Origin of the sequence: Paraburkholderia adhaesiva (genome assembly GCF_021390575.1) — a bacterium.
GTDB classification, from domain to species: domain Bacteria; phylum Pseudomonadota; class Gammaproteobacteria; order Burkholderiales; family Burkholderiaceae; genus Paraburkholderia; species Paraburkholderia adhaesiva.
In genome coordinates this window covers 134,298-154,598 of sequence record NZ_JAJEJQ010000002.1, presented here as the reverse complement: position 1 = coordinate 154,598, position 20,301 = coordinate 134,298, and the positions used below count along the sequence as shown (strand labels likewise).

Below are 20,301 nucleotides of genomic sequence, written 5' to 3'. Positions count from 1 at the left end.
TTAGCTATCTTTATGATCAGCAAAGATGCTGTCGCCCCCGCCAACCAGATGCCACGTCTCGGGTGGCGGCGTCTTGCCAATACCGGCGACCTGCAACTGGACTGGCTGCGAGGCCGCCGTAAATACCGGCATCGTTTCACCCTGGTCCGTCGTGATACCGTTCAGAGTGCGCCCGTCCGGCAGTTTGAGCTGGTACGGACGCCGGGGCAGCGGAAGGCCGCTTTTTTCGTTGACCAGAACGTATTGGGCCTGAAAATCCGGCTTGACCGCATCAAACGGAATCGCCTCTGACACCGCGCCTTGCTTGCTCCACGTCGCGCACTTTTCCAGGATTGCTCCCGGTGTGCCGTTGATGATCCCGCTGCCGTTGATCTGGATGTAGGAGCCTCCCGCGCCGATCCAGACTTCCTTCTCCGCATTGATGACGATCCGGCCATCCGTGCTGCTGATCGTGATGTCCTTCAGTGCGGCGAGTGCCATTTCGTCGCTCTGCGCCTGAATCTCTACCCTGCCTTTTGCCGCGAAAAACCTGATCCCCAACTGGTAGGCAAACAGCGAGATCGCGCCACGTACCGACATCAGATAGTGACGCCCCGCCGATACGCTGTAGTCGCGTCCCGCCGTCACCGCGTGATCGTTGATACTGGCCTGGTGTGTGCTGTCGGTGGCCGTCGTTGCGACGCCCGCCGCGCTCGCCAGCACGAGATCGGGCCGCGTCATTTCGGGCGACGGGTTACTGGATGAGACCACGCCACCCTTGATGGCCGTGTTCTGCGCCTTGATCGTCTGCATGGCGTCCTGCTGGCTCGCAGCAGTTGTCTGGGCGTTGTGCCTGACGGCCAGTTGCGACAGGTCCTCATGCAGTTCGCGCGCCTGCGTCAGGCGCTGCACCGTCTCGCCCATGTCCTTCACCGGTGCGCTCGCCCCCGCGCGTGTCTCGGTCGTGATCAGCATGCCCCAGTTCGCGCGTGCCACACCATGCGCTTCTGTTGCGAGTTCAAAGCCTTCACCGCGCGCCTGCGCTCGTCCCTGGTTGCCATCTATGTGGGTGTTACTGCCGAGTACGAGCCGCGAGTTGGCCTGATCGCTCGACACCTGAACCTGCAACTTACCTGGCGTGTCGTCGGTGACTACCGTGTTCGACCCCGGGCCCTCCAGCGACTGGCTCCTCCACCCCGAGAGCGCATCGTTGTGCGGCAGCACCCACGGCGGCGCGTTGAACTGGTTCACGTGCCGCCCCGCGATATACGGCTTGTCCGGGTCCCCATGGTAGTAACCGACCACAACCTCCTGGCCTGGCCTCGGAATGAAGATCGCGCCGTAGTTCTCCCCCTGCCACGGCGACACGGCCCGTATCCAGCAGCTCGAATTCTGGTCCATCTGCCCCTGCCGGTCCCAGACGAACTGGAGGCGCGCCCTGCCGTACGAATCTGTCCAGACGGGCGAGTTGTCGTAGCCTGTGACGACGGCGATTTCACTATGCAGGCGCGGCTTCTTCGCCTTCTGCGGGGTCCTGAACGGGGTGTTGGCGGGCTGGACGGTGAAGCGCGTCTCGCAGCTGTAGAGTGAGTTCGTCCCCGGTGCCTGGGTCGAGGTGTCGTTGTTGCGGATATCCAGATGCGTGGCAACCACCAGATACTCGGCATTACCGAGCTTTTGCGGATAACCCTCGAGCTTGAAGATATGCCCGGCCATGAGACCACGCAGATTGCCTTTGCCCTTGCCGCGCAAGCTCTTTGCGCGGTGCGCTTCGAGCCGCACGCACGCGAGGTGTTCGCCTTCAAACCACGCGTCGTTGTGCTCGCCCTCGATGCCCATCATGCCAGCCAGCGGTTGCGAGTAGTCGCCCCACGCGTACTCTTCGTAGTTGTCGTACGCCCGCTTCTGGTAGTCCTGATCCTTGGCAGCGAGATCCGCGCGTGATTGCGTATAGTCGTAGTCGGTGACACTGACCTTGCCGGTGGTGAGCGTGCGCGCGATCCCGAACTGCGAGATGTGTTCCTCATCGATGCGCTGGCCCTCGGGGGCGAGATAGCGCAGCGTCGCATAAGCGGGACCATGCCTTTTGTAGCCACCGATAGAATCCACCAGCACCAGCGTGCTGTCCTCGTAGAAAAACGAGATGCCCCATTCCTGCCATTGCCTGCGCAGATAGGCCAAATCGGATTCCCATGCCTGACGCTGGTAGTCGCGCCGTGGATAGCCGCGCCGGAAGCCTGGACCGTTCAGGCGTTTCTCGTACGGATAGGGATATTTTTCCAGTATCGCATCGGTGATCCCGATGACTGTTTTATCCTGAAAAATACGCGAATCGATCTTGAGACCCGCTAGCCAGAGCCATGGACGGATGCGGAACTGGTAAAATGCGCGCCGGTCATCGGCCCCGACGCATCGCGCCGAGACAATCAGACCCGTGATGGTACGCGTGTCCGCGCCGATATTGGCCGCACCGATGAAACCGTCACCACGCCCCTCAATGGCGATGCTCACGGTGACTTCCTTGCCAACGAGCTGGTCGACGTCGACCAGCGACTGCGCTTCGCGCACGCCGAGCATCATGTCCTCGATCGTCGCCACCTCGACCGTGTAGTCGTAGAGGTGCCCAAGCTTTTCCTTGCCTGAGAGGCGCGACACCGTAAAGAGCGGCATGTCGCGCCAGGTGGGCAGCGCTGCGCCCGATAACTCCAGAATGCGGAACTGCTTGAACCACGACATCGCAGACTCCATGCAGGGAAATGAAAACAATAAGGACCGTTCAGAAGATCTTGTGCGTACCGGTGCGCAGCGCCGCGAATTCCAGCGCAGGTTCACCGATACCGGCCAATCCGGCGCTGCGATGGTCCAGTCATGTCGGAGCCGTCGGAGTCCTGCAAGGAGGGCTCCGCCTGACCTGTTGCGCAGTGCTGGAACGCATCCGCACCTATTAACTGTTCAGTGTTTCACGGACTGCACCGACACGACAATCAGACAAGGTTTAAAGAAAAGTTAGAAACAAACGCAAAGCGCATAAACGCTTCAAGATTCGACAAACAACAAGATCCAGCTGTTATGGCGATTAATCAGGTAAGCGGATCGATCAGCCAGGCCCGCCTCATGCCGGAACTCCTTTCGTTGCTTATTCGTCGGCCAGCTCCTGACGGTTATGCGCGGGGATGACTGCTCGCGAAGCGAAAAGGTATCCATGAAAACGCGTACGCTCTGGATCAGGACGGATGCGGACGTGACGCCGTGCGTGCATGGCGGCGCAGAAGGTCGGTGGTATGGGCATCGAGTTTCAGATCGATGCTAATGGCGGAGCGGGATTTTTCTGGTTCTTCGCGGATTTCCGGGGAGACCGTTTGCGGACAGGCTTTAGTCGGCCATGATGAGTCGTCTACAGGAACGCCGACTCGGACATTCGAATGTCGATGGCCTATCCGAAAACGGCCATCCCACCTATCTCAAGTTGAAGGTCTGACTGCCGTTAAGCAGGATTGGCACTGACATGTCCTGCGGAGACGTCTCTGGTACATTCTGTGTCGAAAAGACACGAACCGATATCAGAACACGCAACCGCTATTGCTTCAAACGGCATCAGGGGGGAATCGATTTGACTTCGACGGGACATATCGAAGATGGAGCGCACTCCGCCGCGAGTGCGGCCTTGGGCTTCTACTTTCAATCGTTGTACGCGCTACTCTCCGTACTTAAGGCTCCCCACGACGATGCGGCAGTCTGCCTAGAACGGCTGGATGACGTAGAGGTGATTTCAAACGGGCAACCGCTTTTGACGCAGCTCAAGCACTCCTTGAGTGAGAAGCCGACCTCGGTGAGCATAAGTTCACGTGCGCTTTGGAAAACGCTGAAGGCGTGGATAGATGTGTTGCCGAAGGTAGAACTGAAGGACACCCGCTTCCAACTCGTTACCGTGGCACCACTCAGCATAGAGCATTCACTCGGCGCGTTTTTGAATGAGTCGGCAGACCGAACTTCGTTGATCGTTTCGCTTGTTGAGGAAGCTCAACGCGTAGTGGACGAACATCAACAAGGGAAGTTGAGCGGCGTAAGCCCTACGCCTCACGCAGACCGTCAAAGTAGCTGTGCTGCATTCCTGAAACTCGGCGAACCAATTCGCAGCCGGCTCATCTCGCGTATCACGGTAGTTCCGGGGGTCAGCGACATCACCGGAATATCGAACGAAATCTCGAACACGCTTACCAACTTCCCCCCGGGACGTCGCGAATCCATTGGCACAAGGCTTATTGAATGGTGGGACCTTCAGGTCGTCTACTCGCTGTGTGACAAGCGGGAAAGAGTCATCTCAAAGCTTGAAGTTCAGCAAAAGGTGTCGGAGCTATCTGGCGAGATTGAGCGCGATGAATTAATCGCTGATTTCGAGCTTTCCCTGCCTCCCGGGGACTACATTCCAGACTCGATGATCGCTCGCCAGATCGATCTCGTTGGCGGTACAAAGCGCGAGATTCAGTCTGCCGAGAGAGAAGAGTGGCGAGCCCGATCCCAGCGACACAAATGGATGACCAATCGCGTTGATATGGCCGTCCGCATAGACCTGTACGACGCGCTCCTTCGAGAGGCTTGGGAGGACAAACACGGCGTCATGTCGGAAACCTGTGAGTTGGCCGACGATGAAACGAAGCAAGCCTCCGGTCTGGAGTTGTTCAGGTGGTCGTTTAACCAAGCTCACGCACAAGTTCGGCCCTTCGCTCAAAACTGGAGCGCGTCATATTACGTCCGAGGAAGTTACCAAGTCATGGCAGTTCAACTGACAGTTGGCTGGCATCCCGACTTTGAGAAATTGCTCGCTGAGAAAAAGGTATGACTGCTGCGCGCGACGTTTTTGCCGAGACGAATCCGGCCTATTGTGTCTCTATCCTCACTCAATTCTGCAAGGCCTATGCTCAGGGCCGAGCTGTGGGGCGTGCTCCGACCGTCGCAATTGTTTACTTGGCGTTGCCGATCGCCCTTTCTGAAGACCTAGCGCCCACTTTTGATGGCTGCAACAAGAGCACGGGTCTGCTGGCTTGGCTGAATCGTAGCCCTAGCGTGTTGGAAGATCTCGCTAAGAGGACCAATGCGACGCTGGACATGACTACGGCGGCAATCCGCTTCGGATGCCTCACAGGCATGCTCCGCCTGACGCATGAAGGTGAACTGGTCTCTTCATTAGAGAAGCTTCCCGCGTCAGTCTCGGGCGGTGTCGCCAGGGCCTCTCTCAAACGAGCCAAGCTGCTCGGAGCATGGTTCGCCACCATGGGGTCTCCGAGAGCGGTGCTTGAAGCATTAGGAGTTTCGGTATGAAAAGGTGGAACATCGAGAGCATCTTTTTTTTCGGTGAAGAAAGTAAGTTCCGCATGATTAAGCTAGACGTGGGACGCGTGAACGTCATTACGGGTGCCTCAGGAACCGGCAAGTCTGCGGTGATCAAGGCCTTGGACTACTGTCTCGGCTCTTCTGAGTGCCAGTTGCCGGTGTATGTGCGCCGTCGTTGCGTGGCAGTCGGCGTTAAGTGGATACGGGGGCAAGACGAGCTGATCTCCTGTCGCCAGGTACCTCCTGTCGGCAAGGCGCCTAGTGCTCACATGTATGTCACCACGGGACGAAATTTGAACATTCCTCGATCTATCGAAGAGTTCGAGGGCCGAGCGACAGTTGAGGTCAGCAAGGTCAGTTTAGGACAGGCCTTCGGGATCGGAGACGCAGCGAAGGCTGAGACATTACCGCACGATCGTGACTCTCGTGACCGCCCATCCGTACGCCAGTTCACTCCGTATATTTTTGTTACCAAGGAGGTTATTGACAGCGAGACTGTTCTTTTGCATGGCCTTGACGACAACCGCAAGGCTGGGCATATCCTTTCGACCATGCCGTACTTCTTGGGCGTTGCGACAGAATCAACGGTCGCCGCCGAGAGACGTCTGCGACAAGCGCGCAGGGCCCTTGAAATCGATTTGGCTCGCGAGGAGGCTCGTCGGTCGAAAGATAGTTTGCTGAAGCAACGTACACGTGTGCTGCTGGGCGAGGCGCAGCAGCTAGGCCTTACGAGGGCGCCCACCGAATCCGCGGATGAACTTGAGTTGCTTTCGCTACTGCAAGAGGCCATGTCGCAAGACGTCGCCGCGTTCCAGTATCCAAGTGAAGGACAGCTCGACTCGCTCCATGAACGCCGACGCGCCACGCTTAGAGAACTGGATCAGACTAAACGTAAACTCCGGGCGATGACGGCGGCTGTTCAGGAATCGGCGGACTACGACTCCGCGGTCAGCAGCCAGCGCGAGAAGTTGCGCATTGCCGAGCACCTTCACCTGCTTGACGTCCCGACCACGTGTCCAGTGTGTGAATCCCGAACCGAGGCGGGTGCAATGGTTGCATAGAGGTGGCCGCGCAAATTCGGACAGTCGGATAAGTGGTTTGGCCGGGGCCTGAGCCAGCGATAATGCTGGCAAAGGAACCGAGGAAATGACGAAGAGAACCCGACGGACGCACTCAGCGGCGTTCAAAGCGAAAGTGGCACTGGCAGCGGTCAAAGGTGAGCGCACGCTGGCCGAACTGGCACAGCAGTTTGATGTACATCCGAACCAGATCACGGAATGGAAGCGGCAGTTGCAGGAGCGTGCGGCAGACGTGTTTGGTGCGACAGGTGCACCGTCGAGCGATCCGCCGGTGGACGTGAAAACGCTGCACGCGAAGATCGGGCAGTTGACGCTGGAGAACGATTTTTTGTCAGGAGCGCTCGGCAAAGCCGGACTGCTGAGCGCAAAGCGATGATTGACTGTACGCATGCGCTGCCGGTTTCGCGACAGACGCGACTGGTTGGCATCGCGAGATCGAGCGCATATTACCGGGCGCAGCCGGTCAGCGAGGTCGATCAGTTGCTGATGCGGCGAATCGACGAACTGCACATGGAGTTCCCATTTGCAGGGGCGCGGATGCTGGCGCGCCTGTTGCGCCGGGAAGGCCATGAGGTGGGTCGCCGTCGCGTACGCACGCTGATGAAGCGCATGGGCGTCGAGGCGCTGTACTGCAAGCCGAACACGAGCCGCCGCAACGCGCAGCACAAGATCTGGCCGTACCTGCTGCGCGGCATGAAGATCGAGCGTGCCAATCAGGTGTTCGCCCTCGACACGACGTACATTCCGATGGCGCGCGGCTTCGTGTACCTGACGGCAGTGGTGGACTGGGCGAGCCGCAAGATTCTCGCGTACCGGGTCGCCATCACGCTGGAAGCCACGCACGCCGTCGAGGCGCTGGAAGAGGCGTTCGCCCGCTACGGACTGCCCGACATCGTGAACACCGATCAGGGTAGCCAGTTCACGGCGGGCGCGTTCACCGAGGCGGTGCTGAGCCGGGGCGTGCGGCTGTCGATGGACGGCAAAGGGGCCTGGCGCGACAACGTGTTCGTCGAACGGGTGTGGCGCAGCATCAAGTACGAAGAGGTCTACCTGAAAGCGTACGAGTCGGTCAGCCATGCCCGGCGCTCCATCGGCGAATACGTCGAGCTGTACAACCGGAAACGGCCCCATTCGAGCCTGGCGGATCAGACCCCGGATGAGGCATACTTCGCGACGCTGCCTGCGATCAAATCGGCAGCATGATTGCCTCGGACGTTCCACTTAAAAATCTCAGATGACTGTCCGAACGAGTGAGGCCACCTCTCATTGGGGATGAAGCGCTCACTCGAAACCATTCGTGCCGAGGCGAGCGCAGTGGGTCGCCTCCGCCCTCAGCTTGACTCGGCGGCAGGCGTACTTAGCAAGCGTGCGGACGATTTGAGTGGATTGCTCCGTGAGCTCGATGCGAGTATCGCTTCAACACTCAGCCAGATGGCGGAAGGCAAGCGATTCGCCGATCTCTCTCAGATTCGGGCCTATTTTCGTGGGAAAGCGAGTTATTTTCTTGAGACGTTAGACGACCAACTCCTTTTGCCAGCGAAGGACCTGCACGCACAACAAGCCGAGATTGCGGAACTGGAAGCTCTGGTTGATAGCGACAACAGGCGGGTGCGCATGCAACGAGCTGAAGCGGCTGTATCCCAGTTCGCGTCAGAAGCATTCTCCCAGCTACCGAAGGTAGAACCCTGCGTCGAAGCGGAACTAATTTTTTCGGCTCGGGTGCCTCAAGCCAACGTGATTGAACCGGGTCCGGACGGCGCTATTCTGTCCATGGCTGACCTCGGATCGGATCAGAACTGGCTCGCGGTGCACGTTGCGCTCGCATTTGGTTTACAGCGGCACTTTGAAAAGGAGCGTCGCCCCGTTCCTGGTGTCCTCGTTTTCGACCAGCTCAGTCGCCCCTATTTTCCCAATAGCGGCCGCGAGCAAGACACTGACGGCGACCTTGACGACGAAGACCGTGACGAAGACTCTGAAAACGGGCGTCAAGATGTCGTTTCGATTGAGTCGGACGACGAAGACTATGAGGCGATGCGTCAGCACATCGACTTCCTGTTCAATGAGGTCGAGGCGCGTGACGGCTTGCAAGTGCTACTCCTCGAGCATGCCTACTTCCCTCAAGATCCACGCTACGTGTCTGCGACGAAGGAGCGATGGACGCGGGCATCTGGGAAAGGGCTGATTCCGAAAGACTGGAAGCGACGAGTGAACGCCAAGTGACCTATGGCTCGTACAGTAACACCCTTAATTTTGTTGTCGTGACGACGACAGATTTGACGGCCACCGTGCAAGCACTGATGGTTGGATGGCTGATCTCGGTCATAGAAGATGTCGGACGCTTTAGATGGTTCATATCTCGAAATATCTGCCTCTCCGTATTGGACGACTTTGGCCAGTACGCGGCGGTTGACCCCGCGTGAACGAATGGCTGTTACATATTCGAGAGTGGCCGGACGGAGTGATGAGCCTAAACGGGGGAAACGGGTCGAACAGAGCCCTTCCCCGGAAATCTGCGAAGAACCATTTTTTACGCACGACGCTTCTCCGGCGTCAGGTGCTGGCTGGTCATGTAACTGCGCGAGGTTAGTGCTTTAGCATATGTTCGTCCATGAACCTGTCGGCAACAAGCGAGAACACTGCATGAAAAGTCGAACTGAACGGTCGGTCTTTTTTCGTACTAGGCAGCCTAGCAAGCTGCCGACAAACGATTTTGCGCTTTAGGCACGGTGCTGCCTTACCGGACGCAAAACCTTACTGGGCAAGGCTTTGGGCGATTTTCGGTTGTGATATACTTAGCGGAACTGCGTGTTTGGTCGCCGTATAGGCAATGCTGAACGGCCGTGGCGCGTGCGCCGAAATCGAACCGTTATTGATAATGCGTCCGCCGCGCGGCGTCTGCCGCTTCATCAGCGCGAATGCCGCGCGCGTGCAGAGAAACACGCCCGTGAGATTCGTGTCGACGACACCGCGCCAGTCGTCCACCGAGAGTTCGTCGATATCGACGGCAGGAGCATTGCGGCCCGCGTTGTTGAAGAGCAGATCGAGGCGGCCATAGCGCGTACGGATCGTTTCGAAGAGCGCTTCGACGGCGGCCGCATCGCTCACGTCGCACGGCACGGCAAGCGCGTGCTGGCCGAGCGCTGCTGCCTCGGCGGCGAGCGTGTCGAGCGGTTCGGCACGGCGGCCCGCCAGCACGACGGTATAGCCGTTTGCGAGCAGCTTGCGCGCGCAAGCGCGGCCAATGCCGCTACCCGCGCCCGTGACGAGGGCGATCTTGCCAGTCACGTCGGACTGCGGTTCGTTCATGGTTGGGCTCTCTGTGTCGGATTTCGAGGGCTGCGGCGAGGCGCGCTTGCCGCGCATTCAGCGCGGGTTCGGGGCCTGCGCCTGCGTCTGGCGCATTGGGGGTTCGCGACATTGTAGGGCTCCACGCACTTGATTCCATCGATTGTGCGTTGCAGCTATCGGGCTATAAATCCCGAATCCTGAAGGCACCCCTTACAGACCAACCAGCTTGCCCGTCGTCTCATACCGCTTTCGCTTCGAACTGTTCGAAGCCTTGATCCGGTCCAGGATCGCACACTGCGGACACCAGCTTACCCGTATCGAGTACGGCACGGCTTTCCACTCATGGCCCCGCGAACACTGCCAGAGCAGATGTGTCCACGCATTCACATAGCGCGCGGAAAGGCAGCGCCCCCCACGCGGTGCCGCCAGCGCCTGCATGTCGGCCAGGGTGTCGCGCATGCTGTCGAAATAACACTGCCTGCACCAACTGCCCTTCAGGATGCGTGTGGCTGAAGCGGACCATTCATGCCCGTTTGCACATCGCCATTGCAGCGCAGCCTGACCATTCACATAGGTATCCGACAGGCACTGTCCGCCCCGCGTTCGGGCCAGCTCGTGCATTTCCCAGATGGTATGGCCGAGGCGTGCGAGCCGCGCGCATTCCGGGCACCATCCGCCGCGCTTGATCAGGCACGCCTTCGCCTTCCACCGGTGGCCCCGGGCACATTGCCACTCCAACGGCGTAGCACCGTCGACGTACACAGTGGAAAGACATCGCCCGCCGCGCTCCGCGGCTACCCGCTGCATGGTTGCCAGGTTATCGCGCTTTCTCGCCCGGGCGCAGACCGGGCACCAGGTCCGCGTTTTGACGGCATTGGGTGTCGCGTGCCACCGATGGCGCTCAGCACATTGCCACTCGACCGCAACGCTGCCATGGACATACTCCTGCGCGAGGCACACGCCGCCTCGCGCGAAAGCAACGCGCTGTATGTCCTCGAGGGTAACCTTGACGCTCATTCACGCAATCCATGAAATCAGGCCGCACAGCCCGCATTGGGATGGGCCTTGACGTGATTCCTGCCACACGGGCACAGTACCTGGTCACCGTCGAGCACAGTAGCGCGGCCGCCCTCGCCCACGTTCGTCCCGCTGCCCTCTATCGGATACTCGCCGGGACAGTTGCCGCACGTCGCCATTTCCCGGTCGAGGGCGACGCGTCGTTCACCGTCGAACATGGTTGACTCTTTCGCGATGACGTGTCCGCCCATCGTCGTTTCGTCGCCGTCACATACTACTGACTTGCCCATTCCGTTTGTTCCTCTACCAATTCATTTCTCGGTTGTTCCTTGCGGCACGGGAACGCGCTGCGTATCGGCAGCGCTCTTGCTTCACAGGGCGTTTTCTCCAGGATTGGGCTGGAGGACGCATTGATGATGAAAATTTTCTGGTTAGTGAGTCATCTCGGCCTGAACAGATTCTCACCAGCAAAGGATCTTGCCATTCTGGCAGGAGACGTAGTTTTTCGAAGAGACATGTCGGGTATGTTTCACCTTGAATTGTCCGTCAGCGTCGACACTCATTATTGTTACCACATAGTTTATCCCATCTGAATTGAATCCTACTGCTGTAGTTGGGGTAATTTTTTCATCTTTTAACGTATAAAAATAACGTATGGACTGATATCTTGGATCAGTGCTGGACATCAATGCAGAATAGCTATTATCTGCAAATGGACTTTGTTGAAGAGCTGGCGCATCACCCAAGTCTATTAAGTCGCCTTGTGGCTTGGTGAGCATCCAATAATGCATACCGTCTCCGTTGCGTCCGGCGCCCGTCGACACACCAATACCTTGATTACCGTTAAATGAGATGTCAGTTTGAATCGATAAGCTATATGCTTGAGAGGCGTATTCGAAATTTGCAGTTTTTGCCGCCGCTCCGTTGATGACGATATTCAGGTAGACGATGCCACGATCCTGATCCTTTCCGCACGTGTGGACTTGCACGTGTCCACCACTTTGGTGCGGAAGCTGAACGTCGACCGACTGCTCATCAATGCAATTTGCATGGGCGAGCTTGCATGACAAAATAAATGAAATTATCCAAAGAAATCTTAAATTGCGTCGCATAATATCTTCTTTGCGGATTCTACGTGGACCTTCCTGCCTGGAAAGGTTGGCGTATCGTATCTATTGATTACAGCCGAGACACCGTTGGATAGAGGCGCCTGGGAATCGCTGTTATTTTCGGGGTCACAGATCGCGTTGATACTGTGCAGCGCCCAAAACCAGCCACCAACGTCGATTGGATTGAATTCGTTTCCGCTTGATCTGGCAGAAATTAATTGCGGCGAGTCGATAATTGCCGGACGAATTGACGAATTGACTGGAGTAGACCACCAACCTGACTTACTCCACCAATTTGCATCGAAATCTCCTGCATCTATCCAACCTCGGTAAAGCCAATAAACGGAATATGCCGCGCGGCCGGTAATTTGGAGCGAACCACGTCCGCGAAATTTAATTCCATCTCCAGAGTTGTACTTATTTCCGAGCGTATTATGCAATTTTTCATAACCCTCACCGATAACGAAATAGGAATATGTGTCGGGCCCAGTATAGTAGTTGGTAGCAGTTTCGTACCGTCTGCTTAGTGCATTATTCCCGCGCTCGACCATCGGCCCATCAAGACTTGCTGTTTCATGGGCAACTTGGCCCAAAAAGTGGCTCACCCTAATTTTGTTGATGGGAAAATATTTTCTCAAGACAAAATTTATTGCATTTACATACCGCACGTCGCCATTTCCAGGTCTAACGCAATGCGCCGCTCGCCGTCGAACATGGTCGATGCCTTCGCGATCACATGTCCGCCCGTCGTCGTTTCATCGCCGTTACATACGAGTGCCTTGCCCATATTTTCCTCTCCTTTCTAATTCTTTCGCTCCGACCACCGTTGCGCGGTCAGATGCGGTGATAACCTTGCCGAAATTTGGCGTGAGTGAACCAATAAAGACTAGTCAATTTCACTCCCCAAATACACCTAAAATGGCAACCACACCGGCAAACAAACCAAACGCAAACAAAACTGCCATCACCGAAAAATATATCACACCAGACAGAACGCTCGCATCCACTCCGCGATATATATATATAGCCAGAAAAAAGTAAAACAAAAATAATCCGATTATCATTAGGAGAGTTTGTTTTCCAGACATACTCCCAGCGTAATGAAAAAGAAATACCGATATAATCAACGCCACAAGCCAAGCTAAAATTTTTAGCGACAAGTAGAAGAATTTTTTCATCAATGAGTATTTCCGCTATTTTTTCGCGAATGCACTTTCCGGAATAACGCTTTCCCACCCAGGCGATTTGTAGCCGGACGGAAATTTAATGGATTTAACATAATCCATGCCGGCCACGCTATTAATCAATCCAGCCATGTATGAGCTACTATTGTATTCCCCCGGCTTCATGACTGATCCCGTTATACCTTCCGGCGCCGAATAATCGAAAACGCCTTCTGGAAAATTCTTTGCGTTTTCCATCAATTTTTGCCTGAACACCTGAGGACTCATATTTTTAGGTGGAAATATTTCAATTCTGAACACGAGACCACCCGGCTCTTTATTTATGTAATAATTAGACTTTAATGTCTTAATAGATCTACTCATCGCTACTACCGGTTGACCATCAACCCCCCACGTTGATCCCAACCCATCCTCAATGATTAAGGTAAGATGCAAATCTGGCAGCCGCTGCTTCTCATTTCGCTTTATTTCATCATTTAAACGCTTTTCATAATCCGGGTCAATCATTGAACAAAGCGGACACTCCGTATCTCGGACACTGCGCTGGATATCAGTTGTAATACCGTAAAGATAACCAACATTTCCGACGAACCCTGCGGCTATACGCCCGTCGAGCCAAAATTTGGGCGTGGGAAGTGTGACTGGCGCGTGCGATGCGGGCGTGGTGTCTGTATTGACTACTCCATGTGGTGCAAGTTCAGCCATTTAGTATTTCCCCGTATTGCTTATGAATTGCTTCCGATCCAAACCAAACTTTCAGCGAATCTGCCGAGGAGTTGGTCATTATTCTGTCGCAAAACCCTTCTTCGTCGGTAATACCCGTGTAGATGTCACCCTTTCCGGTTTCAATGTAGTACGCAAGACCAGCAATCGGATTGGCAGACTCATCTAAAGCCCTGAATTGCTGGTCATACAAATTAGCAATTGGAAATACCGGCATGGGTAAATTGCCCGTTGTCGGCTCAGATTTGCTCCACTTCGCTCCCCGCTCCAGAATCGGTCCCGGCGAGCCGTTGACGATGCCGTTGGCGTTGATCTGGATAAACGAGCCGCCAGCGCCGAGCCACACTTCCTTCGCGGCGGTGATAATGATTTTTCCGTCCGTGCTGCTGATGGTGAGGTCCTTCAGGGCCGCCAGTGCCATCTCATCGCTCTGCGCCTGAATCTGGACCTTGCCCTTCGCGGCATGGAACCTCATGCCGTCCTGGTAAGCAAACAGCGACACCGCACCGCGCGCCGAGAGGTGATAGTGACGCCCCGCCGAGCCGCTGTAGTCACGGCCTGCGGTTACCGCGTGGTCGTTGATACTCGCCTGGTGCGTGCTGTCAGTGGCGGTCGTGGCAATGCCCGCGGCGCTTGCGAGCACAAGATCGGGCCGCGTCATTTCCGGCGAGGGGTTGCCGGTGCTGGCCGCACCGCCCCTGATGGCGTCGTTCTGGGTCTTGACCGTCTGTGCCACGGGCTGCTGGCCCGCGGCGGTGGTCTGTGCCTGGTGCTTCAGTGCGAGCGCGCCCAGGTCCTCATGCTGCTGGCGTGCCTGCGTGAGACGCTGCACCGTCTCGCCCATGTCCTTCATCGGTGCGGTGGCCCCCGCGCGAGTCTCGGTGGTGATGAGCAGGCCCTTGTTCGCACGCGCGACACCATGCGCTTCTGTTGCGAGCTCAAAGCCTTCACCGCGTGCCTGGGCGCGTCCCTGGTTACCGTCGATGTGCGTGTTACTGCCGAGCACCAGCCGCGAGTTCGCCTGGTCGCTCGACACCTGCACCTGCAGCTTGCCCGGCGTGTCGTCGGTGACCACCGTGTTCGAGCCCGGGCCCTCCAGCGACTGGCTCCTCCAGCCCGAGAGCGCATCGTTGTGCGGCAGCACCCATGGCGGCTCGTTGAACTGGTTCACGTGCCGCCCCGCGATATACGGCTTGTCCGGGTCCCCATGGTAGTAGCCCACCACCACTTCCTGTCCCGGCCTCGGAATGAAGATCGCGCCGTAGTTTTCGCCCTGCCACGGCGACACCGCCCGTATCCAGCAGCTCGAATTCTGGTCCATCTGCCCCTGCCGGTCCCAGACGAATTGAAGGCGTGCGCGGCCGTAAGAATCTGTCCACACTGGCGAGTTGTCGTAGCCGGTGACGACGGCGATCTCGCTGTGCAGACGAGGCTTTTTCGCTTTCTGCGGCGTCCTGAACGGGGTGTTGGCCGGCTGCACCGTAAAGCGCGTCTCGCAGCTATAGTGCGCCGCCGCTCCCGGTGCCTGGGTCGAGGTGTCGTTGTTGCGGATATCAATGTGCGTGGAGACGACCAGATACCCGGCATTACCCAGCTTCTGCGGGTAGCCCTCAAGGCTGAAGATGTGCCCGGTCATGAGACCGCGCAGGTTGCCGCGTCCCTTGCCGCGCAGGCTCTTCGCGCGGTGCGCTTCGAGCCGCACACACGCCAGATGCTCGCCTTCGAACCACGCATCGTTGGGCTCACCTTCGATACCCATCGCCCCCGCGAGCGGCTGCGAGTAGTCGCCCCACGCGTATTCCTCATAGTTGTCGAATGCGCGCTTCTGGAAATCCTGGTCTTTCGCGGCCAGATCCGCGCGTGAGCGCGTGTAGTCGTAGTCGGTGACGCTTACCTTGCCAGTCGTGAGCGTGCGGGCGATCTCGAACTGCGAGACGTGTTCCTCGTCGATGCGCTGGCCCTCGGGCGCGAGATAGCGCAGCGTGGCATAGGCCGGGCCATGCTTCCTGAAGCCACCAACCGAATCCACCAGCACCAGCGTACTGTCCTCGTAAAAGAACGAAATGCCCCATTCCTGCCATAGCCTGCGCAAATAGGCGAAATCAGATTCCCATGCCTGACGCTGATAATCGCGCGCCGGATAGCCGCGCCTGAAGCCTGGACCGTTCAGGCGCTTCTCATACGGGTAGGGGTATTTTTCCAGTATGGCATCGGTGATCTGGATCACCGTTTTATCCTGGTCGATGCGTGAATCAATCTTCAGGCTCGCTAACCAGAGCCAGGGGCGTATACGGAACTGGTAAAACGCGCGCCGGTCATCGGCCCCGACACAGCGCGCCGAGACGATCAGGCCGGTGATGGTGCGCGTGTCCGCTCCGATATTGGCCGCACCGATGAAACCGTCTCCACGCCCCTCGATGGCGATGCTCACGGTCACTTCCTTGCCAACCAGTTTGTCGACATCGACCAGCGACTGCGCCTCGCGCACACCGAACATCATGTCCTCGATGGTCGCCACCTCGACCGTGTAGTGGTACAGGTGGCCGAGCTTTTCCTTGCCCGAGAGCCGCGACACCGTAAAGAGCGGCATCTCGCGCCAGGTGGGCAGCGCTGCGCCCGATAACTCCAGAATGCGGGACTGCTTGAACCACGACATCGCAGACTCCATGCAGGGAAACAAAAGCGATAAGGACCGTTCAGAAGATCTTGCGCGTACCGGTGCGCAGCGTTGCGAATTCCAGCGCGGGCCCACCGATGCAGGTCACTCCGGTGGCACAATACTCCCGTCGCATACGGCCTATCGGAATCCTGAAGATGGATTCTGTCGTACCTGCCGCGCAATCCCCAAACACACCTACACCAAGTTAGTGAGTGTTTCACGGGTTTCGCCGATGCGGCAATCAAGGAAGTTTCAGGAAACGTCAAAGAAACCATGTGGTGCGCATAAACACCTCAAACCCTGACAAATGACAAAATCTGGCGACTGTGGCGATTAATCAGGTGAACGGATCGATCAGCCAGGCGCGCGTCATGCCGGGACTCCTTTCGTTGCTTATTCGTTGACTGGCTACTGACGGTTATCCGACGGGGGCTGCTGGCGAAGCGAAAAGGTATCCATGAAAACGCGCACGCTCTGGATCAGGACGAATTCGGGCGTGACGCCGTGCGCGCGTGCATAACGGCACGGAAGCGCATTAGAGTAGTATGGGCATCGAGTTTCAGCTCGATGCTAATGGCGGAGCGGGATTTTTCACGCCTGACGATTCTCCGGCGTCAGGCGCTGACTGGTCATGCAACTGCGCGACGCTAGTGCGTTAACGGATGTCGTCCATGAAACACGATCGACGACAGCGCGCATCGCTGGCGCAACACGCGCCGCCCTCGTGTACCGTGGACGACGGTGCCGCCCGTGCGGGGCGCCCGCCCCTACCGTCCATGGCACCGCGAGGCCCAACATGCACCTCGACGTCTACGGAACACTGGTTGCCGCATCGATCGTGCTGCTATTCGGCGAACTGCTCGTCGCCGCCGTGCCGCTACTACGCCGGTGGACCATTCCCGAGCCGGTTGCGGGCGGTCTCGTTGCCGCGCTCCTCACCTTCGGGCTGCATTCGCTCGTTCACGTCGACGTTCGCTTCGACGTGGCCCTGCAGACTCCGCTCATGCTCGCCTTTTTCGCCACCATCGGCCTGAACGCGAATCTGGCGAACCTCAAGTTGGGCGGCCCGATACTCGTACGCTTTTTTATCGTGGTGGTCGGGCTGCTTGTGCTGCAGAACGTCGTCGGCATTGGCATGGCACTCCTGCTCGGCATCGACCCGCTCTTCGGACTGCTTGGCGGTTCGGTGTCGCTCGCTGGCGGACACGGCACGGGCGCGGCATGGGGCGCGATCTTCACCGAGCATCACGGCCTCGAGGCCGCGACAGAGGTTGCGATCGCATGCGCGACGTTCGGCCTCGTGATGGGCGGGATCCTCGGCGGGCCGGTCGCGCAGCGACTGCTCAAGCGCATCGGCCACGGTCCGGTACGCGACGACGACCAGGCCACGCCTGACGCCTACGCCTTCGAAGAACCGAAAGCGGAAAAACCCACCACACCGGGCGCGTTCATCAACACGCTCACGCTCATCGTGATCAGCCTCGCTGCGGGTAGCGAGATCGCGGATCTCCTTGCGGGCACCGTGTACGAGTTGCCGACCTTCGTCTGCGTGCTGTTCGTCGCGGTGTTGCTCACCAACGGGCTCGCCCTCCTCGGACGCCCCGTCGCCGAACAAGCGGTTGCGCTGATCGGCAACGTGAGCCTCGCACTCTTTCTCGCGATGGCGCTCATGTCGCTGCGCCTCTGGGATCTCGCCGATCTGGCGCTACCGGTCTTCTCGATCCTCGCCGTGCAGACAATCATCATGGTGCTCTACGCGCTTTTCATCACGTTCCGCGTGATGGGCCGCGACTACGATGCGGTCGTGCTCACGGCGGGCCACGTCGGTTTCGGTCTTGGCGCGACACCCACGGCCATCGCGAACATGCAGGCGATAACCGCGCGCTTCGGGCACTCGCACCTCGCGTTTCTGGTCGTGCCATTGGTGGCAGCATTCTTCATCGATATCGCCAACGCCATCGCCATCAAGCTTTTTCTCATGCTACCGATATTCCATTGAGCGCCGCCGGACGGACCGCGATATTCGGATAAAATCGACCGCCTGACGCGCCCCATATGCGCAGAGATCCATCATGTCCCTCACCACCTGGCTCTTTTTTCTTCCCGCCTGCTTCGCGCTCAACATGGCGCCGGGGCCGAACAACCTGCTGTCCATCAACGTAGCCGCACGTTACGGCTTCACGCGCGCATTCGTGGGCGGCACGGGACGGCTCATTGCGTTCGCCGCGATGATCGCGCTCGCGGCCACGGGGCTCGCGGTGGTACTGCGCGCCTCCGAGGCCGTGTTCTTCATCGTCAAGCTTGCGGGCGCGGCGTACCTGGTCTGGCTCGCGATCCAGCTCTGGCGCAGCGATGCAGCACCGGTCGGCATGACGTTCGAAGGCGACGCCGCGCTCTCGCGCATCGCACGGCGTGAATGTCTCGTCGCTGCGGGAAATCCGAAAGCGATTCTGATTTTCACGGCGTTTCTGCCGCAATTCGTCGATGTGACGCGACCCATGACCGCCCAGTTCGCCGTGCTCGGCGCGAGCTTTCTGGTGCTCGAATGGATCGCCATCGCGCTCTACTCGCTCGCGGGCATGTACCTCGGACGATGGCTCACGCGCGCCACCGTGCGCCGCTGGTTCAACCGCTGCTGCGGCGCCTTTCTCGGCGTGATCGGCGTGGGTTTCCTGCTCGTGAAGCGGAGCTGAACGTCGCGCGACTTCCATAAACTATTGTTAATGCTTCTACCGAGAAACTTTAACTGTCGTTAATCGACGCATGCCCCTATGCTCGACCCATCGTCTGTCGATACAGCGAGCGGCGCGCTTTACGGCGCGATTCGCGCGGCGACGGACACGCGGTTTTCAACGTCATTGGGGTTTCGTTATGAAAATCTGCATCTTTGGGGCAGGGGCGATAGGCGGCATGATGGGCGTGCAACTCGCACGCGCGGGCGCCGATGTGAGCTTCATCGCGCGCGGGCCGCATCTCGCCGCGATGCGCGAGCGCGGCGCACGTCTTTTGATGGACGGCGAAGAATATGTCGCCAACGTGCGCTGCTCGTCCGATCCGCGTGAGCTGGGTGTTCAGGACGTTGTGATCATCACGCTCAAGGCGCATTCGGTGGCGGGTGTGATCGACGCGATGCAGCCGCTCATCGGCAAGCACACAGCCATCGTCACAGGCACGAACGGCATCCCCTACTGGTACTTCTATCAGCACGGCGGCAAGTTCGCGGGCACGCGGCTCGAAAGCATCGATCCGGACGGCTCGCAATGGAACCGCCTCGGACCCGAGCGCGCCATCGGCTGTGTGCTCTATCCGGCTGCCGAAATCGAAGCACCCGGCGTGATCCGCCATGTCTACGGCAAGAAGTTTCCGATCGGCGAGCCTTCGGGCGAGCGCACGCAGCGCATCACGCAACTGCACGAAATCATGCAGGCCGCCGGTTTCGATGCGCCGATCCGCGAAGACATCCGCGACGAAATCTGGCTGAAACTCTGGGGCAACCTCTGCTTCAACCCGATCAGCGCGCTCACGCACGGCACGCTCGATGTCATCACCGGCGACCCGGCCACGCGCGACGTTGCGCGCACGATGATGCTCGAAGCGAAGGGTATCGCCGAGCAGTTCGGCGTGCATTTCCGCGTGGACGTGGAGCGGCGCATCAACGGCGCGGGCGCGGTCGGTGCTCACAAGACCTCGACGCTCGTCGACCTTGAAAACGGCAGGCCGATGGAAATCGATCCGCTGTTGACGGTGGTGCAGGAAATGGGACGCCTCGTTGGCGAACCCACGCCGACCATCGACGTCGTGCTCGCCCTCGTCAAGCAACGCGAGCGCATGGCGCTGCTGGCAGCGTAATCGCTGCGCGGCCGGATTTCCTGGCCGCGCAAATAAAAATGGACCACGCTACGTGGTCCATTTTTTTTGGTGTGAAGCGAAGT

17 protein-coding genes and 1 pseudogene are annotated in these 20,301 nt (G+C 58.3%); 8 read left to right on the top strand and 10 right to left on the bottom strand.

Annotated elements, in window-relative coordinates; translation table 11 throughout:
• Positions 1–2,715 carry a type VI secretion system Vgr family protein gene (locus L0U80_RS16045; protein WP_233866527.1) on the bottom strand — a complete coding sequence of 905 codons (2,715 nt, stop codon included), beginning with the start codon at positions 2,713–2,715 and terminating at the stop codon, positions 1–3.
• A gap of 769 nt (positions 2,716–3,484) precedes the next feature.
• On the opposite strand from L0U80_RS16045, the gene L0U80_RS16040 reads away from it, so the two are divergent.
• From L0U80_RS16040 to L0U80_RS16020, 5 genes are all read left to right on the top strand, one after another.
• On the top strand, positions 3,485–4,819 hold the full coding sequence (locus L0U80_RS16040) for an ABC-three component system protein (RefSeq protein ID WP_233866517.1): 1,335 nt from the start codon (positions 3,485–3,487) through the stop codon (positions 4,817–4,819).
• Entirely contained in the window at positions 4,816–5,298 is a 483-nt protein-coding gene (locus L0U80_RS16035) for a three component ABC system middle component (protein WP_233866514.1), read from the top strand. The genes L0U80_RS16040 and L0U80_RS16035 overlap by 4 nt, the downstream gene beginning before the upstream one ends.
• Complete coding sequence (locus L0U80_RS16030) at positions 5,295–6,371, top strand: hypothetical protein (RefSeq protein ID WP_233866512.1); 1,077 nt, start codon at positions 5,295–5,297, stop codon at positions 6,369–6,371. Before L0U80_RS16035 ends, L0U80_RS16030 begins: the two co-directional genes overlap by 4 nt.
• Positions 6,372–6,456: 85 nt before the next feature.
• Positions 6,457–7,592, top strand: a protein-coding gene (locus tag L0U80_RS16025; RefSeq protein ID WP_373322092.1) for an IS3 family transposase whose coding sequence is annotated in 2 segments (ribosomal slippage) — positions 6,457–6,712 and positions 6,712–7,592 — 1,137 coding nt in all. Because the reading frame shifts where the segments join, the coding sequence is not laid out codon by codon here.
• A gap of 69 nt (positions 7,593–7,661) precedes the next feature.
• On the top strand, positions 7,662–8,609 hold the full coding sequence (locus L0U80_RS16020; protein ID WP_233866510.1) for a DUF3732 domain-containing protein: 948 nt from the start codon (positions 7,662–7,664) through the stop codon (positions 8,607–8,609).
• 579 nt (positions 8,610–9,188) lie between these two features.
• Here L0U80_RS16020 and L0U80_RS16015 read toward each other — a convergent pair.
• The 9 genes and pseudogenes from L0U80_RS16015 to L0U80_RS15980 all read right to left on the bottom strand — a co-directional run.
• Positions 9,189–9,695, bottom strand: a pseudogene (locus L0U80_RS16015) (SDR family oxidoreductase); the annotation flags it as partial.
• 192 nt (positions 9,696–9,887) lie between these two features.
• Entirely contained in the window at positions 9,888–10,694 is an 807-nt protein-coding gene (locus tag L0U80_RS16010) for a hypothetical protein (RefSeq protein WP_233866508.1), read from the bottom strand.
• A 17-nt stretch (positions 10,695–10,711) separates the two neighbouring features.
• Positions 10,712–10,984: a PAAR domain-containing protein gene (locus L0U80_RS16005; RefSeq protein ID WP_233866506.1), complete on the bottom strand. Its 273-nt coding sequence runs from the start codon at positions 10,982–10,984 to the stop codon at positions 10,712–10,714.
• A 171-nt stretch (positions 10,985–11,155) separates the two neighbouring features.
• On the bottom strand, positions 11,156–11,683 hold the full coding sequence (locus L0U80_RS16000) for a hypothetical protein (protein WP_233866503.1): 528 nt from the start codon (positions 11,681–11,683) through the stop codon (positions 11,156–11,158).
• A gap of 107 nt (positions 11,684–11,790) precedes the next feature.
• Positions 11,791–12,408 (bottom strand): hypothetical protein, encoded by a 618-nt coding sequence (locus tag L0U80_RS15995; protein ID WP_233866500.1) that lies wholly within the window; start codon positions 12,406–12,408, stop codon positions 11,791–11,793.
• Between the two features lie 50 nt (positions 12,409–12,458).
• Positions 12,459–12,590 carry a PAAR domain-containing protein gene (locus L0U80_RS31525; protein WP_267954835.1) on the bottom strand — a complete coding sequence of 44 codons (132 nt, stop codon included), beginning with the start codon at positions 12,588–12,590 and terminating at the stop codon, positions 12,459–12,461.
• 109 nt (positions 12,591–12,699) lie between these two features.
• Positions 12,700–12,981 carry a hypothetical protein gene (locus tag L0U80_RS15990; RefSeq protein ID WP_233866497.1) on the bottom strand — a complete coding sequence of 94 codons (282 nt, stop codon included), beginning with the start codon at positions 12,979–12,981 and terminating at the stop codon, positions 12,700–12,702.
• Between the two features lie 15 nt (positions 12,982–12,996).
• Complete coding sequence (locus L0U80_RS15985; RefSeq protein WP_233866494.1) at positions 12,997–13,692, bottom strand: hypothetical protein; 696 nt, start codon at positions 13,690–13,692, stop codon at positions 12,997–12,999.
• Complete coding sequence (locus L0U80_RS15980) at positions 13,685–16,366, bottom strand: type VI secretion system Vgr family protein (RefSeq protein WP_233866490.1); 2,682 nt, start codon at positions 16,364–16,366, stop codon at positions 13,685–13,687. The genes L0U80_RS15985 and L0U80_RS15980 overlap by 8 nt, the downstream gene beginning before the upstream one ends.
• Before the next feature lie 799 nt (positions 16,367–17,165).
• Between L0U80_RS15980 and gltS the strand changes: the two genes are divergently transcribed.
• The 3 genes from gltS (at position 17,166) to L0U80_RS15965 (ending at position 20,218) form a co-directional block, all read left to right on the top strand.
• Positions 17,166–18,368: a sodium/glutamate symporter gene (gltS, locus tag L0U80_RS15975; RefSeq protein WP_233866480.1), complete on the top strand. Its 1,203-nt coding sequence runs from the start codon at positions 17,166–17,168 to the stop codon at positions 18,366–18,368.
• A gap of 73 nt (positions 18,369–18,441) precedes the next feature.
• Positions 18,442–19,062 carry a LysE family translocator gene (locus L0U80_RS15970; RefSeq protein WP_233866477.1) on the top strand — a complete coding sequence of 207 codons (621 nt, stop codon included), beginning with the start codon at positions 18,442–18,444 and terminating at the stop codon, positions 19,060–19,062.
• Positions 19,063–19,240: 178 nt separating this feature from the next.
• A complete protein-coding gene (locus tag L0U80_RS15965; protein ID WP_233866474.1) occupies positions 19,241–20,218 on the top strand; it encodes a 2-dehydropantoate 2-reductase in 978 nt (325 codons plus the stop codon).
• The last annotated feature ends 83 nt before the right edge of the window (positions 20,219–20,301 follow it).

Coding starts and splice junctions, on each gene's coding strand:
- L0U80_RS31525 (WP_267954835.1), bottom strand. CDS start 12,590: ATGGGCAAGGCACTCGTATGTAACGGCGATGAAACGACGACGGGCGGA.
- L0U80_RS15985 (WP_233866494.1), bottom strand. CDS start 13,692: ATGGCTGAACTTGCACCACATGGAGTAGTCAATACAGACACCACGCCC.
- L0U80_RS15990 (WP_233866497.1), bottom strand. CDS start 12,981: ATGAAAAAATTCTTCTACTTGTCGCTAAAAATTTTAGCTTGGCTTGTG.
- L0U80_RS15965 (WP_233866474.1), top strand. CDS start 19,241: ATGAAAATCTGCATCTTTGGGGCAGGGGCGATAGGCGGCATGATGGGC.
- L0U80_RS16020 (WP_233866510.1), top strand. CDS start 7,662: ATGAAGCGCTCACTCGAAACCATTCGTGCCGAGGCGAGCGCAGTGGGT.
- gltS (WP_233866480.1), top strand. CDS start 17,166: ATGCACCTCGACGTCTACGGAACACTGGTTGCCGCATCGATCGTGCTG.
- L0U80_RS16040 (WP_233866517.1), top strand. CDS start 3,485: ATGTCCTGCGGAGACGTCTCTGGTACATTCTGTGTCGAAAAGACACGA.
- L0U80_RS15970 (WP_233866477.1), top strand. CDS start 18,442: ATGTCCCTCACCACCTGGCTCTTTTTTCTTCCCGCCTGCTTCGCGCTC.
- L0U80_RS16045 (WP_233866527.1), bottom strand. CDS start 2,715: ATGTCGTGGTTCAAGCAGTTCCGCATTCTGGAGTTATCGGGCGCAGCG.
- L0U80_RS16035 (WP_233866514.1), top strand. CDS start 4,816: ATGACTGCTGCGCGCGACGTTTTTGCCGAGACGAATCCGGCCTATTGT.
- L0U80_RS16010 (WP_233866508.1), bottom strand. CDS start 10,694: ATGAGCGTCAAGGTTACCCTCGAGGACATACAGCGCGTTGCTTTCGCG.
- L0U80_RS16030 (WP_233866512.1), top strand. CDS start 5,295: ATGAAAAGGTGGAACATCGAGAGCATCTTTTTTTTCGGTGAAGAAAGT.
- L0U80_RS15980 (WP_233866490.1), bottom strand. CDS start 16,366: ATGTCGTGGTTCAAGCAGTCCCGCATTCTGGAGTTATCGGGCGCAGCG.
- L0U80_RS16005 (WP_233866506.1), bottom strand. CDS start 10,984: ATGGGCAAGTCAGTAGTATGTGACGGCGACGAAACGACGATGGGCGGA.